The following is a 14,357-nucleotide window of genomic DNA, read 5'->3' on the forward strand; positions in this document are numbered from 1 at the left end:
ACCTGCGAGGATTGACTGGCGATGGCCTATGAAACCCTGATTGTGGACATTGAAAACCATGTCTGCCTAATCAAGCTGAACAGACCCGATGCGTTGAACGCGCTGAACATTCAGTTGCTCGGCGAATTGTCCAAGGTCATTAAATCCGCCAATTCTAATGATAAGGTTCGCGTAATCGTTATTACTGGCTCGGATAAGGCCTTTGCCGCTGGGGCAGATGTCAAAGAAATGTCCGAGAAAAGCTTTGTCGATGTATTCGCAGGCGATTTATTCACAACTGAGACCGAAGAATTACTGCGCTGTCGCAAGCCCATTATTGCCGCCGTTGCGGGTTATGCCTTGGGCGGGGGATGCGAATTGGCGATGATGTGCGACTTCATCATTGCCGCGGACACGGCAAAATTCGGACAGCCTGAGATCAATTTGGGCATTGTCGCGGGTATCGGCGGCACGCAGCGCCTCACCCGTTTTGTGGGTAAGTCGAAAGCGATGGATATGCATCTGACAGGCCGCTTCATGACCGCTGAAGAAGCAGAGCGGGCAGGTCTTGTCAGCCGTGTTGTCCCTGCCAAAAAATTGATGGAAGAGGTCATGGGTGCGGCGGCCAAGATTGCTGAGAAATCCATGGTCACTGTGATGGCTGTCAAAGAATCGGTCAATCGCAGCTATGAAACCACGCTTCGTGAAGGCGTTTTGTTTGAACGCCGCCTGTTTCATGCGCTATTTGCCACTGAAGATCAAAAGGAAGGCATGGCAGCCTTTCTTGAAAAGCGCGAAGCCCAGTTTCGCGACAAGTGATTCAGGGCTTCACATTCTGTCAGAATTCCCGTAATGCGCGCTTCAGACATGCGTGTGAGGCCCGCTTTGGCCAGAGGACCGGATTATAAACCCGTGGTTGGTGCTGGACAGGCGCGCGTTGCATTTTAATTGATACGAGCCTGAGAGAAGGGATCAACCGATGGCAAATACGCCTCAGTCCAAAAAACGCGCCCGCCAGAATGAGCGCCGCTATGAAGTAAATAAAGCGCGCCGTTCGCGTATCCGCACCTACCTGCGCAAAGTTGAAGAAGCGATTGCAACAGGCGATGCATCTGTTGCTGCAGCCGCGTTGCGCGATGCACAGCCCGAGCTGATGCGCGGTGTGACAAAAGGTGTCCTGCATAAAAACACGGTTGCGCGGAAAATGTCGCGCCTATCGGCCCGTGTGAAGGCGCTTTCGGCCAAGTAATATTGGGCTTTGACCTAATTATTATGACAAATTCGCCCGCTTCTGCGGGCGTTTTTTTTGGGAAAATCTTTGCCGATCAAGGCCGTTCTGCGGATGCATCAGATTCGGGTTTGAAAAAGAATTGTGTCAAGCGTGAAGTTCTATTGCGGGGGGCGCGCGACTCCCGCTACCCTCGCAAGGTGATTCAGATTGTCTGGGGGGACAGCTGACAGGTGTAAAAACCAACGCGCGCAAATTTTTGTGCGCGGCGCAGGGTGGATTAATCTGCCCACAGGTTGAGTGATGCCTTTGCGTTTCCACGCATGGTTATCGCTGTGACCGATGGCTTAGATGCCAAGCGTCTGCACCGATGGTGTTTGTGTTCCCTCGAGAGAGTGACCGTATTTTAAGAACGGCAAAAAAGGATCTCGCAAACTGCGAGTGGGTACCTTTTTTGTAAAAAATTGTTCAAGACGGTTCGCTCTCGCGGTTTGGACGTTGCAAGCGGGCATAATTATGCCGTTGGACTTGCAATGGGTCAGGCAGATTTTCTGAAAACGTTAAGCGGGGATGATCCGCGTGGGAACTGCCAGAACGATGGTTCTCATGCGGCAAAATTAAAAATAAGCGTAGGTGCATGATGACGAACGACAAGTGGGCGGATGTGTGTAATGAACTGCAATCGGCGATTGGAAAAAATAACTTCAAATCATGGATTGAGCCGATTGAGTTTGACCGCATCGATGCCCGCATCGCGCGTTTCCGTGTCCCCACGAATTTCTTTGGCACTTGGGTTTCGCAAAAATTTGGGGATGTAATTTTGCGCCACTTGCATGGCGCAGGGCTTGCAGTAGACCGCTTGGAATTCTTGGTGCAGAGCACGCCCCAAACACTTAATGCACCGCAAACGCCTGCAGTTGGGGCGCCGGTGCAGTCTGCGCCTGACCTCTCGGCCGCGATCAGCGCCGATGCGGACATTCCTTTGTCTAATTTGAACCCTTCTTACACGTTCGAGAATTTTATCGTGGGCAAACCGAATGAGTTGGCTCACGCCGCCGCACGCCGTGTTGCCGAAGGTGGCCCCGTGGCGTTTAACCCGCTGTTTCTTTACGGCGGTGTTGGTCTTGGCAAAACCCACTTGATGCACGCGATTGCTTGGGAGTTGACCAAAAGCAAGCCCAATCAGCGCATTCATTACCTATCTGCTGAACAGTTCATGTATCGCTTTGTGCGTGCGTTGCGGGAAAAAGATACGATCGGCTTTAAGCAGATGTTCCGTTCGGTTGATGTTTTGATGGTTGATGATGTGCAATTCATCGCAGGCAAGAATTCTACACAAGAAGAGTTCTTTCACACGTTCAACGCTTTGGTGGAACTTGGTAAACAGATTATCATTTCGGGGGATCGTGCGCCTGTTGATATGGAGGATCTCGACAGTCGGATCGCCTCGCGTTTGCAATGCGGCTTGGTGGTGGATTTACATCCAACCGACTATGAATTGCGCCTTGGTATCCTGCAATCCAAACTCGAGACACAGCGCCAAAGGTATCGTGATTTGAAAATCGCAGACGGGGTTTTGGAATTCATTGCGCATCGTGTCTCATCGAATGTGCGGGTGCTTGAAGGAGCCTTGACGCGTCTTTGCGCCTTTGCTGATCTGGTTGGTGCCGAGATCACGCTCGATCTGACCCAAGAATGCCTTTCTGACGTTTTGCGCGCGACCAGCCGCAAGGTGACGATGGATGAAATCATCAAAAAAACCTGCGACTACTACAAAGTGCGTCCAGCAGATTTGATGAGCCCCAATCGCGCGCGCAATATTGTGCGTCCTCGGCAAATGGCGATGTATTTGTGCAAGAAATACACAACGCGATCCTTGCCAGAAATCGGGCGCAAATTTGGGGGCCGTGATCATACGACCATTTTGCATGGCGTCCGCAAAATCGAAGAATTGATGAGTACGGATAGCCAATTCGTGGAAGATGCAGAATTGCTGCGCCGTCTTTTGGAGGCGTGATTTTCCGCACTAAGCCATGCCAATCGAAAGATTGTCATTGACCCCGACTGTGCCAATCGAAACATTGCTGATAAAATACTTGTGCTGCGGCGCAGAGGTAGTAACCTCTGCGCCCCGCTATATGTTGGAGACGAGGCTATGAAATTTTCGATCGAGCGCGCGGCCCTGCTCAAAGCTGTCAGCCAAGCCCAATCTGTTGTCGAACGCCGTAACACGATCCCTATTTTGGTGAATGTGTTGATCGAGGCGGATGGTAGCCATGTTTCCTTTCGTGCCACCGACCTTGATATTGAGGTGGTCGACAAGGTGGATGCCCATGTCGAACAAGCGGGTGCCACCACGGTTTCGGCGGTCACACTGCATGAAATTACGCGCAAACTGCCTGACGGGGCCTTGGTACAAATCAGTGATGATGCAGCCTCGGGTCGCTTAATCGTTCAGGCGGGCCGATCGAATTTCTCTTTGGCGACATTGCCCAAGGAAGATTTTCCTGTGATGTCTTCGTCTGAATATAGCGCAAATTTCTCGGCCAAAGCGCCGGCGCTGCGCCGCTTGTTCGATAAATCCAAATTCGCAATTTCGACTGAGGAAACACGTTATTATCTCAACGGCGTTTATTTCCATATTGCCGAAGGTGAAGAGGGACGGATGCTGCGCGCGGTTGCCACAGATGGTCACCGCTTGGCGCGCGTGGATACCGAGTTGCCCACAGGTGCCGAGGCCATGCCCGGCGTGATCGTGCCGCGCAAAACCGTGGGTGAAATCCGCAAATTGTTGGAAGATGACGATGCGGTGATTGCGGTTTCCGTATCTGAGACAAAAATTCGGTTCGCTACACCTGAGATCACGCTGACCTCGAAGGTGATTGATGGAACCTTCCCTGATTATCAGCGCGTGATCCCATCGGGAAACACTCGCAAATTGGAGGTGGATGCCTCTGAATTCGCGCGTGCAGTTGATCGTGTTGCCACAGTGTCGTCCGAGCGCTCACGCGCGGTGAAACTGTCCCTTGATGAGGATCGTTTGGTTCTGTCGGTGAATGCCCCAGATGCAGGCGCGGCCGAGGAAGAGTTGGCGGTTGCCTATGCGGATGAAAAGCTCGAGATCGGCTTTAACGCTAAATACCTGCTTGAAATCGCCAGCCAAGTGGATCGCGAGAACGCTGTGTTCATGTTCAATTCATCGGGTGATCCAACCTTGATGCGCGAAGGGAACGACACCAGCGCGATCTATGTTGTAATGCCGATGCGGGTCTGAGGCGCCGCGCGCGCCAAGTAGATTGAAAGAGCGCGCGGGATGAGTGCCTATATCTCGAATTTGCATCTGTCGCATTTTCGCAGCCATCGTGGTTTGCGGCTGTCTTTCGATGGGCGGCCTGTTGCGATTTATGGGCCAAATGGGGCGGGTAAGACAAATATCTTAGAAGCGATTTCGATGCTGTCCCCTGGTCGGGGGCTGCGGCGCGCCCCGTCCGAGGATTTGATCCGCCACCCAGAGGTGATTGGGTGGCGCGTGGCGGCGACCCTGCAGATTGACGACACTGTGCATGAGATCATCACCCGCGCCGAGCCAAGCAGCCCCCGTCAGGTCGAGATAGATGAGAAATCCGCGCCCCAATTGGCGCTTGCGCGCCTTTTGCGGATGGTTTGGCTGGTGCCATCGCAAGATCGGCTTTGGATTGAAGGAGCCGAAGGACGCAGGCGGTTTTTGGATCGTATTACGCTGAGCTTCTTTCCAGATCATGGTGAGGCGGTTCTAGCCTATGAAAAATCCATGCGGGATCGCAATCGCTTGCTAAAGGATCAGGTGCGCGATGCGGGTTGGTATGCGGCGCTTGAACGTCAGATGATGAGTGCCGCAGAGCAAATATGTGCCAATCGCAACGCCGCCTTGACCCGCATTGCTGCCGCGCAAGAGGAGGCGGAAACCAGTTTCCCTATCGCAGATCTGACCTTGGAGGAGGGAGAGGGTTTTACCGCGCCCACCGATTTGGTCACGTTGTGGTCTGACACGCGGTCACGGGACATGGCAGCAGGGCGCACGTTGGTTGGCCCGCATCGCACTGATCTTGGCGCGATTTATCGCGTCAAGGATGCCCCAGCGCGGCAATGCTCCACGGGTGAGCAAAAGGCCCTTTTGGTTTCTCTTATTTTGGCCAATGCCCGCGCATTAAAGCAGGACACGGGCCGCGCACCTTTGGTGCTGTTGGATGAAGTGGCGGCACATCTTGATGCAGACAGGCGAGCAGCCCTCTTTGACGAAATATGCGCGCTGAATGCCCAAGCTTTCTTGACAGGCACGGGCCCAGAATTGTTCATGGAATTTGGCGCGCGTGCGCAAGAGGTGCCGCTCGGGGTGGAGGCGGCCAATTAGGTAGGACAATGACAATAACGCTGGCCCAAATGGCGCTCTATGCGGGCGCGCTTTTCGTGCTGTTTCTCACCCCTGGCCCTGTGTGGTTGGCCTTGACCGCGCGCACATTGGCGCATGGGATGCGTGGGGCGTTTCCCCTGATGCTGGGGGTGGCACTGGGGGATACCGCATGGTCAGTTCTGGCCTTGGTCGGGCTTGCATGGATTGTCGCAAGCTATGATTGGGTGATGGAGGCGCTGCATTGGATCGCTGTGGTTGTTTTTGCAGGTATGGGGGTCATGCTAATCCGTCATGCAGGCCACCAAATCAGCGCCGATAGCCGCCTTAATCGCAAAGGGGTCTGGGCAGGGTTCATTGCAGGCCTTGCGGTGATTTTAGCCAACCCCAAAGCGATTTTATTCTACATGGGGATGCTGCCGGGGTTCTTTGATCTCAGCATGATTAACGCGACCGATATCGCCCTGATTGGGGTCATCTCCATGTTTGTGCCATTGGTTGGAAATACGTTTTTTGCGCTTTTTGTGGATCGTGCGCGCCGCCTTGTGACGAACCCAGTGGCGCTGACACGGATTAACAAGATCGCGGGCGGCCTGCTGATCTTGGTGGCCATAGCGATTGCGGTGTTCAACCGCTAAATATTGTGGCAAAGGCGTGACATTCCCACAACAACGCGTTATAAAACCGCATAAGAAACAGGCAGAGGTCCCCATGGCCGAAAACGCGCCCGCGCCGCAGGAATACGGCGCAGATTCCATAAAAGTTCTCAAGGGCTTAGAGGCAGTTCGCAAGCGTCCCGGTATGTATATCGGTGACACTGATGATGGCTCTGGCCTGCACCATATGGTGTATGAGGTTGTCGATAACGGCATTGACGAGGCATTGGCAGGTCACGCCACGCAAGTTTCTGTCAAAATTCATGCTGATAATTCAGTTTCTGTGCGCGATAATGGCCGTGGTATCCCTGTGGATATGCATGCTGAGGAAGGCGTATCTGCTGCCGAAGTGATTATGACCCAGCTGCACGCAGGCGGCAAATTTGACCAGAACTCCTATAAGGTTTCTGGCGGTCTGCATGGTGTCGGCGTGTCGGTTGTAAACGCCCTTTCCGATTGGCTGGAACTGCGCATTTGGCGCAATGGCAAAGAGCATTACGCCAAGTTCGAACGTGGCGAAACGGTCGAGCATTTGCGCGTTGTGGGGGACTCCGATGGTGAAAAGGGCACGGAAGTGCGTTTTCTCGCCTCGCTGACCACATTTTCGAACTTGGAATATAGTTTCAAAACCCTAGAGACGCGTCTGCGTGAATTGGCTTTTTTGAACTCGGGCGTCAAAATCGTGCTTGAGGATGAGCGCCCAGCCGAGCCTTTGCGCAGCGAGATGGTCTATGAGGGCGGTGTGCGCGAATTCGTGAAATATATCGACCGCTCCAAATCAGGAATGCTGGAAGATCCAATTTTTATGTCGGGCGAACGCGATGGCATCGGCGTTGAGGTCGCGATGTGGTGGAATGACAGCTATCATGAGAACGTGCTGCCCTTCACCAATAACATCCCACAACGTGATGGCGGCACGCATTTGGCAGGTTTTCGTGGTGCGCTGACCCGCACGATCAACCACTACGCCAATACATCGGGTATCGCTAAGCGCGAAAAGGTCAATTTCACAGGCGATGATGCGCGCGAGGGGCTGACCTGCGTGTTGTCTGTCAAAGTGCCTGATCCAAAATTCTCAAGCCAGACCAAGGACAAATTGGTGTCCTCAGAAGTGCGCCCTGCAGTGGAGAATTTGGTCAACGAAAAGCTTGGCGAATGGTTTGAAGAACATCCCCAAGAGGCCCGTAATATCGTGGGCAAGATTGTCGAAGCGGCTTTGGCCCGCGAAGCCGCGCGTAAAGCGCGCGAGTTGACCCGCCGCAAAACGGCGATGGATGTGGCCAGCCTGCCCGGTAAATTGGCGGATTGTCAGGAAAAAGATCCCGCCAAATCTGAATTGTTCTTGGTCGAGGGTGACAGCGCCGGCGGTTCCGCCAAACAGGGCCGGTCGCGGCACAATCAGGCGGTTCTGCCTCTGCGCGGGAAAATCCTTAACGTGGAACGCGCGCGCTTTGATCGCATGTTGTCAAGCCAAGAGATCGGCACGCTGATCACCGCGCTTGGCACAGGCATCGGTCGGGACGAGTTTGACCTATCAAAACTGCGCTACCACAAGATCGTCATCATGACGGATGCCGATGTTGATGGCGCGCATATTCGCACGCTGTTGTTGACCTTCTTCTTCCGCCAGATGCCGCAGATCATTGAGGCGGGAAATCTCTTTATTGCGCAGCCGCCGCTTTACAAGGTGGCGCGCGGTAAATCCGAGGTCTATTTGAAAGATCAAGCAGCGCTTGATGATTACCTGATCCAAATGGGCGTTGATGGCGCGGTTCTGCGTATGCCCTCTGGCGAAGAAATTGCAGGCGCAGATTTAGCGCGTGTTGTTGATGGCGCGCGTGCCTTCCGCCGTGTTCTTGAGGCCTTCCCAACCCATTATCCCCGTCACATCCTTGAACAGGCCGCGCTTGCGGGCGGCTTTGATCAAGACCGCTTGAACAGCGATCTTCAGGGTGTTGCGGATCAAATCGCGGCGCGCCTTGATTTGGTCGCCGTGGAATACGCGCGCGGATGGCAAGGGCGTATCACCCAAGATCATGGGATCCGCCTTAGCCGCGTTTTGCGCGGGGTGGAAGAAATCAGAAACCTTGATGGTGCGGTTCTGCGCTCTGGCGAGGCGCGCAAGCTCTCCTCCGTCAGCGCCGAAACACGCGAGATTTTTGCAAAGCCAGCGCATCTTGCCCGTAAAGAACGTAGCCAGATCATCCATGGCCCGACTGAATTGCTGGATGCCATTTTGGCGGAAGGTGAAAAGGGCCTGACCCTGCAACGCTATAAGGGTTTGGGTGAGATGAACCCAGGCCAGTTGTGGGAGACAACCCTTGACCCAGAGGCGCGCACCTTGTTGCAGGTCAAAATTGACGATCTGGCCGATGCGGATGACATTTTCACCAAACTGATGGGCGATGTCGTAGAACCCCGCCGCGAATTCATCCAAGCCAACGCTCTGAGTGTTGAGAACTTAGATTTTTAAACTCTCCCCCAAAGCCCCCAAGCGCGGGGGCTTTGGGTTATCCGTCTAGGCCCGAAGGGCCGAATTTTAGAATGACGGGAACCACCAGTTCTTCTTCATCTTGCAAATGCCGATCTAATATACGGGACAGGCGGGCCATCTCTCGCTCAACAGGGGCAATTGCATCTGGTCCTTTACCCGCAAGCGCGCCCGTAATCGCCCCATTCGCTGCCGTAGCAAAATCCGCCAACAGCGGATCAAGCGCGTGGTGGTCACGGTCAAGAATATCAAAACCACGTTCAAGTTTGGGCTCTTTTTGCACAAGCAACGGAAAATAATGCTGATCTTCGATCATGTGATGGCCGTGTAATTGCTCAAGAAGCATCCCACCAAAGCGAGACAGGTTGCGCGCAAAGTTTTGCGGATCATTGTTGCGATCTAGCGCCTGTTGCATAGCATCGGTCAACATGGCGTCAAGTCGGCGGAACATAAGGTGGCGGTCCAACCAGAATGCGACCAAGCCACCAAAATTAGGATGCGCTTGCCATGTCTCGCGCGGGTAATCCTGCAACAGAACGCGCAGCGCATCGGGCAGGCCCTCGCGGTGGGCCAATGCAAGATGATCTATCTCAGTCATGGGAAACCTCTCATCGAAAAGGGCCGCTCTTGCAAGCGGCCCTTCGAGAAATCAGGAGGTGGGCGCGGTTAGGAAATCATCGCCCAGCCATTTCGGTTATCGCCCTTAAGGCTGCTTAAAGGCGCCCCTCCATCGCTGTCCCGAACCCTTTCTCCAATACCTCTCTAGACACTGGATCACCTCCTTTCATTACGTTGCTGTTATCCACAGGTTGCCACATATTTTGTGTTTGTCAAAAGTTTTTACGCAACCTGTGCCAAAACTTTGCGGGTAATCAGGCGGAATGGCACAAGTGCGATCAACGCGAGCGCGAGCTTGACCAACCAGTCAGCAATGGCAAGGGATACCCACAGCGGCGCTTCGGGGCCGTGGCCCAAGATGGGTAATATGTCGCCCGTCCAAGAGACATCATTGGCAGGTTCAAGGAAGCTGAGGCTTGCCGAAAACGCGATGGTGAAGAACAGCGCGGTATCAAGGCTAGACCCAACCAAGGTCGAGACGACAGGCGCGCGCCACCATGCGCCTGCGCGCAGGCGGTCAAATATGGCCACATCCATCAACTGCGCCACGAGGAACGCAAAGCCAGAACCAAGAGCAATACGCAACGTCACCAATGGCCCAAACTCGCCCATGATTTGCGTGCCGATGAGAGAGCAGATCACGCCCGTCACAAAACCTGCAAACACAACGCGCCGCGCGGCTGCGACACCATAGACGCGGTTCATGATGTCAGTGACCAAAAAGGCCAGTGGATAGGTAAAGGCACCCCATGTCAGCCAATTGCCGAATAGAAACTGCACAAGGATATTTGAGGCCAAAACGATGGCCGCCATGGCAAGGATGCCAGGAAGATAGGAAGATTTCATAATGTTCATCCGTTTTGACAAGGTACTCGGAGACTTGGCCCCGCGCGCATTGCGGGACAGAGCGCGCTCTATGCTGATTGCCCAGCTTGTGCAAGCGTTGAAATGGCTTCGGCCACGATGTGGCTGGCCGTGGGTGTCATTGCCGCAAGATTGACGCGACTGTCCTCAACCAGATAAATCCCCCGCGTTTCGCGCAGCTGACGCACGTCATCGGGGCTGAGGCCCAGCAGTGAGAACATCCCACGTTGTGCCGCGATTTGATCTGCGAGGCGACCCATTTGGTGCTGACGCAAATCATTGGCAAAGCATTGGCGGTTTGCGTCAATCTCGTGACGCATCGCCGATAGCTCGGCCACCCAATTGGCACGCAGTTCGGTATCATCCAAAATCACTTGCACCACCCGCGCCCCATGATCTGGGGGAAAGGCATAATTCTGGCGATTAAGCCATGTCAGCAAGCCTTGCATTTCAGTTTGAATAGCAGGGCTGTGGCATTGAGCCAGAACCGCACCCACGCGATCTCGATATAGCCCAAAGGATTTAGAGGCAGAAAACCCCACCAAAACTTCAGGGCATTCAGCGCAGATCACATCTAAACCCGCGCGATCTTGTTTTATTCCACTGCCAAATCCCAGATAGGCCATATCAATCACGGGCAAGGCCCCGCGCTTGGCCAGTGTCACGGCGATGTCGCACCATGTGTCTGGGGTTGGTTCAATCCCCGTTGGATTGTGACAGCATCCGTGGATGACCACGGCGTCCCCTTGTGCCAATTGTGCCAGATCCGCCATCAGCCCTGCTTGATCTAACCCGCCTGTTGCCTCATCGCGGAAGCGATAGGTCTGAACCTGCAGACCCAAATAGCGCAGGATCGAGGCGTGGTTGGGCCATGTTGGTTCTGGCAGCCATACCGTCAGGTTTGGGCGCAGATATTTGAGCGCCTCAAAACATTGGCGCAACGCCCCCGTTCCACCAGGTGTTGCAATCGTGGCTTTGACCCCGCGCGTGGAAAATAGCAACTCTTCGACCGCATCAAGATAGGCTTTATCGCCTGCAAGCGAGACGTAGGATTTGCTGTTCTGTGCGTCCCAAATCCGCCGCTCGGCGTCTTTGACCGCTACCATGATTGGGGTCTGTCCTTGGCTGTTTCTATAGACCCCTACGCCAAGGTCGATTTTTTCAGGGCGCGGGTCAGCTGCAAAAATTCCCATCAGACGGATGATTTTATCAGCTTCGGGGGCGGTCAGCGTTTCAAACATCATAGGCCTTTAGGCAGGGTGAAGCGATGTGTCTCTGTCGCGGGTCAGAATACGACTGCGATCTTCGAACCGCTCAGCCACGAAACCCGCCGATTGATAGAGCGCCAGTGCGCGCGGATGGTCAAGCGTGCAGGTGTTTATTGTGACGGATGTGACGCCTGCGCCATCCCATGCTTGTGCCAGTGCTTGGTTCAGAAGAGCGCGGCCCAACCCTTGGCCAACGGCATTTGGCATAAGGCCAAAATAGGCCAGATCGCAGATCGGCGGGTCGGTGAAATCAAGCATGAAAAACCCTTGCGGCACGCCGCTACGTTTGGCGACCCACAGCTCGACCAAGGGGCTTTCGAGAAAGGCGCGTAGTTCAGCCTCGGGGCGATTATGTTGATCTACCCATTCGTAATCGCGTCCCACCGCGTCATAGAGCGCAAAAAAATACCAAAGGGGCGGATCCATAACGCGCTCAAGCGTAATATCTTGGGGCAGCGGGGTTTGGGTGTCAGGCCGCGCGGTCATACGCAAAAAAGTGACGCGATAGGGAACCTCGGTTCCTGCCTTAATCAGGCTCATCCCGTTTCAACTTTCAGCTGATCGAATTGGCCCCATTCGGCCCAAGATCCATCATAAAGCGCATGATCGCGATGCTCAAGGATCTCTAGCCCCAAGGACAAAATAGCCGCCGTTACGCCAGAGCCGCAGCTTGTGATAATCCGCCGCTCCAGATCAACGCCTTGATCGGTAAAGGCGGCGCGCAAAGCCTCGCCTTTTTTCATGGTGCCATCGGAATTGAGCAGCGTGGCATAATGCACGTTCAATGCACCTGGAATATGGCCAGCGCGCAGTCCCGCCCGCGGTTCAGGTTCATCACCGTGGAATCGCGCGGGGCCGCGCGCATCAACAATCTGCCAATCGCGCAATTTCACGGCAGCGGCGACTTGGGTCACATCCTTGACCAAATTTGCTTGGCGTTGTGCGGTCATGTGGCGGTCGCGCAGGATTGGTGCCATATCCTCCAAGGGGCGACCCTCGGTCTTCCATTTTTTCAATCCCCCATCAAGAACGGCGATGTCCGTTTTGCCCATCAGGCGGAAAAGCCACCACACGCGGGCAGCTGAAAATATGCCCGCCCCGTCATAGACCACCACCTGATGCCCATCACCCACACCCATCGCGCGCATCCGCGACATGAATTTTTCAGAGGGTGGTGCCATATGGGGCAAGGCAGATTGGGTGTCGCTAATCTCGTCAATATCAAAGAAGCGAGCACCGGGAATATGGCCCGCTTCATATTCCGCGCGGGCATCGCGGTTCATATCGGGCAAATACCAAGATGCATCCAAAATCCGCAGGTCAGGATCCGACAGATGGGCCGCAAGCCATTCGGTTGAGACAAGGGTTTTAGGATCATCAGTCATAGCGAACTCCAAGGCGCGTTTGGGTCAAGGCGAGCTCCAAAAAGACCTAGCTCAAATTGGTGATCAGGCAAAGGGCGCATGACAGCTTACCCGTTTTGTTTGAGAATCCGCTGCTTTTGGCGGTTCCAATCACGCTTGGCGCTGGTTTCGCGTTTATCGGCGACTTTTTTACCTTTGGCGATGCCAATCTTGAGCTTCACAATGCCACGATCGTTGAAATACATGACCAAGGGCACAAGGGTCATGCCTTCGCGTTGCGAGGCGTTCCAAAGACGCGCGACCTCCCGTTTTGAGCAAAGAAGTTTGCGTTTGCGCCGCTCTTCATGACCCCAAGTTTTGGCTTGGGCATATGGTGCGATATAGGCGGCCACCAACCACAATTCGCCATCCTCAACCGCCGCATAGCTGTCGGCGATGTTGGATTGGCCTTGGCGCAGTGACTTCACCTCGGAGCCTTGCAAGACGATTCCAACCTCAAGGTCAGATTCAATAGCATAGTCAAACCGCGCGCGGCGGTTCTCGGCAATGGTCTTGTAGTTTTTATTTTCGTCTTTCTTTGCCATACTGGCCCTTCTTGCCAATCAGGCGATCAGACCCGCGTGCTGCATGGCCGATTTGATCCGCGCTTTTGTCGCATCGCTCAGCGTGGTCAATGGCAGCCGCACCTCATCATTTGCGCGTCCCAACAGAGACAGCCCATATTTTGCACCAGCGACACCTGGCTCAAGGAAAATGGCCTCATGCAGCGGCATGAGCTTGTCTTGATACTCAAGCGCTGCCGCGTAATCGCCGCGGAGAGTTGCCTCTTGCATCGCGGCACAGAGCGCGGGCGCAACATTCGCTGTGACGGAAATACAGCCCACGCCGCCTTGTGCGTTAAAGCCTATGGCAGTGGCATCCTCACCTGACAACTGCACGAAATCCGTGCCACAGGTAATGCGTTGCTTAGGCACACGGCTGAGATCGCCAGTGGCATCCTTCACCCCGATAATATTTGGCAACTTGGCGAGTGCGCCCATCGTATCAGGCATCATATCCACCACAGAGCGGGGTGGAATGTTATAGATAATGATCGGAATGCCGACTTCATTTAATGCCTCGAAATGGGCAATCATGCCTCTTTGCGTGGGCTTGTTGTAATAGGGCGTTACCACCAAAGCGGCCTCCGCCCCCACATCCTTAGCGAATTGCACAAAGCGCAATGCTTCGACTGTGTTGTTGGATCCTGCCCCTGCAATAACGGGCACGCGCCCTGCGGCGGTTTTCACAACCGCCTTGATCACGGCCTCATGTTCTTCATGGCTCAGGGTTGGGCTTTCGCCTGTGGTGCCAACAGGCACAAGCCCGTGGCTGCCTTCGGTTATCTGCCAGTCCACGAGTTTTTCAAGCGCGCCGAAATCAACAGCGCCGTTTGTGAACGGCGTTACCAATGCGGGCATAGAGCCTTTGAACATGACACGCTTCCTTTTTTCGTTTCTGGA

At 54.4% G+C, this 14,357-nt stretch carries 14 protein-coding genes; 7 read left to right on the forward strand and 7 right to left on the reverse strand.

Going from position 1 to position 14,357, the window contains the following annotated elements; genetic code table 11:
- Nucleotides 1-21 precede the first annotated feature (21 nt).
- From AAC637_RS12155 to gyrB, 7 genes are all read left to right on the forward strand, one after another.
- Nucleotides 22-798, forward strand: coding sequence for an enoyl-CoA hydratase (locus AAC637_RS12155; RefSeq protein ID WP_317657209.1), 777 nt, complete (start codon nt 22-24; stop codon nt 796-798).
- 160 nt (nt 799-958) lie between these two features.
- Entirely contained in the window at nt 959-1,228 is a 270-nt protein-coding gene (rpsT, locus tag AAC637_RS12160) for a 30S ribosomal protein S20 (protein WP_317657210.1), read from the forward strand.
- 619 nt (nt 1,229-1,847) lie between these two features.
- Complete coding sequence (dnaA, locus tag AAC637_RS12165) at nt 1,848-3,224, forward strand: chromosomal replication initiator protein DnaA (RefSeq protein WP_340303805.1); 1,377 nt, start codon at nt 1,848-1,850, stop codon at nt 3,222-3,224.
- A 138-nt stretch (nt 3,225-3,362) separates the two neighbouring features.
- Nucleotides 3,363-4,481, forward strand: a complete 1,119-nt coding sequence (gene dnaN / locus AAC637_RS12170) for a DNA polymerase III subunit beta (protein WP_340303806.1) — start codon at nt 3,363-3,365, stop codon at nt 4,479-4,481.
- Between the two features lie 39 nt (nt 4,482-4,520).
- Nucleotides 4,521-5,597: a DNA replication/repair protein RecF gene (gene recF / locus AAC637_RS12175; RefSeq protein WP_340303807.1), complete on the forward strand. Its 1,077-nt coding sequence runs from the start codon at nt 4,521-4,523 to the stop codon at nt 5,595-5,597.
- A gap of 8 nt (nt 5,598-5,605) precedes the next feature.
- The gene (locus tag AAC637_RS12180; RefSeq protein WP_340303808.1) at nt 5,606-6,232 is read left to right on the forward strand and encodes a LysE family translocator; all 627 of its coding nucleotides are present in this window, start codon (nt 5,606-5,608) and stop codon (nt 6,230-6,232) included.
- A gap of 73 nt (nt 6,233-6,305) precedes the next feature.
- A complete protein-coding gene (gene gyrB, locus AAC637_RS12185; RefSeq protein ID WP_340303809.1) occupies nt 6,306-8,723 on the forward strand; it encodes a DNA topoisomerase (ATP-hydrolyzing) subunit B in 2,418 nt (805 codons plus the stop codon).
- 37 nt (nt 8,724-8,760) lie between these two features.
- Here gyrB and AAC637_RS12190 read toward each other — a convergent pair whose 3' ends face one another.
- From AAC637_RS12190 to dapA, 7 genes are all read right to left on the reverse strand, one after another.
- Nucleotides 8,761-9,339, reverse strand: a complete 579-nt coding sequence (locus AAC637_RS12190; protein ID WP_340303810.1) for a hemerythrin domain-containing protein — start codon at nt 9,337-9,339, stop codon at nt 8,761-8,763.
- A 242-nt stretch (nt 9,340-9,581) separates the two neighbouring features.
- Entirely contained in the window at nt 9,582-10,205 is a 624-nt protein-coding gene (locus tag AAC637_RS12195) for a queuosine precursor transporter (protein ID WP_340303811.1), read from the reverse strand.
- A gap of 68 nt (nt 10,206-10,273) precedes the next feature.
- Entirely contained in the window at nt 10,274-11,467 is a 1,194-nt protein-coding gene (locus AAC637_RS12200; protein ID WP_340303812.1) for an amino acid aminotransferase, read from the reverse strand.
- 6 nt (nt 11,468-11,473) lie between these two features.
- Entirely contained in the window at nt 11,474-12,031 is a 558-nt protein-coding gene (locus AAC637_RS12205) for a GNAT family N-acetyltransferase (protein ID WP_340303813.1), read from the reverse strand.
- A complete protein-coding gene (gene sseA / locus AAC637_RS12210; protein ID WP_340303814.1) occupies nt 12,028-12,876 on the reverse strand; it encodes a 3-mercaptopyruvate sulfurtransferase in 849 nt (282 codons plus the stop codon). The genes AAC637_RS12205 and sseA overlap by 4 nt, the downstream gene beginning before the upstream one ends.
- 86 nt (nt 12,877-12,962) lie before the next feature.
- On the reverse strand, nt 12,963-13,439 hold the full coding sequence (smpB, locus tag AAC637_RS12215) for an SsrA-binding protein SmpB (RefSeq protein ID WP_340303815.1): 477 nt from the start codon (nt 13,437-13,439) through the stop codon (nt 12,963-12,965).
- 18 nt (nt 13,440-13,457) lie between these two features.
- The gene (gene dapA / locus AAC637_RS12220; RefSeq protein ID WP_340303816.1) at nt 13,458-14,330 is read right to left on the reverse strand and encodes a 4-hydroxy-tetrahydrodipicolinate synthase; all 873 of its coding nucleotides are present in this window, start codon (nt 14,328-14,330) and stop codon (nt 13,458-13,460) included.
- Between the last annotated feature and the right edge of the window lie 27 nt (nt 14,331-14,357).

The sequence above is a fragment of the Roseobacter sp. HKCCD7870 genome (genome assembly GCF_037830315.1).
Lineage (GTDB): Bacteria > Pseudomonadota > Alphaproteobacteria > Rhodobacterales > Rhodobacteraceae > M30B80.

Coding starts and splice junctions, on each gene's coding strand:
- dapA (WP_340303816.1), bottom strand. CDS start 14,330: ATGTTCAAAGGCTCTATGCCCGCATTGGTAACGCCGTTCACAAACGGC.
- rpsT (WP_317657210.1), top strand. CDS start 959: ATGGCAAATACGCCTCAGTCCAAAAAACGCGCCCGCCAGAATGAGCGC.
- AAC637_RS12155 (WP_317657209.1), top strand. CDS start 22: ATGGCCTATGAAACCCTGATTGTGGACATTGAAAACCATGTCTGCCTA.
- dnaA (WP_340303805.1), top strand. CDS start 1,848: ATGACGAACGACAAGTGGGCGGATGTGTGTAATGAACTGCAATCGGCG.
- AAC637_RS12195 (WP_340303811.1), bottom strand. CDS start 10,205: ATGAAATCTTCCTATCTTCCTGGCATCCTTGCCATGGCGGCCATCGTT.
- dnaN (WP_340303806.1), top strand. CDS start 3,363: ATGAAATTTTCGATCGAGCGCGCGGCCCTGCTCAAAGCTGTCAGCCAA.
- AAC637_RS12180 (WP_340303808.1), top strand. CDS start 5,606: ATGACAATAACGCTGGCCCAAATGGCGCTCTATGCGGGCGCGCTTTTC.
- gyrB (WP_340303809.1), top strand. CDS start 6,306: ATGGCCGAAAACGCGCCCGCGCCGCAGGAATACGGCGCAGATTCCATA.
- smpB (WP_340303815.1), bottom strand. CDS start 13,439: ATGGCAAAGAAAGACGAAAATAAAAACTACAAGACCATTGCCGAGAAC.
- sseA (WP_340303814.1), bottom strand. CDS start 12,876: ATGACTGATGATCCTAAAACCCTTGTCTCAACCGAATGGCTTGCGGCC.
- AAC637_RS12190 (WP_340303810.1), bottom strand. CDS start 9,339: ATGACTGAGATAGATCATCTTGCATTGGCCCACCGCGAGGGCCTGCCC.
- recF (WP_340303807.1), top strand. CDS start 4,521: ATGAGTGCCTATATCTCGAATTTGCATCTGTCGCATTTTCGCAGCCAT.
- AAC637_RS12205 (WP_340303813.1), bottom strand. CDS start 12,031: ATGAGCCTGATTAAGGCAGGAACCGAGGTTCCCTATCGCGTCACTTTT.
- AAC637_RS12200 (WP_340303812.1), bottom strand. CDS start 11,467: ATGATGTTTGAAACGCTGACCGCCCCCGAAGCTGATAAAATCATCCGT.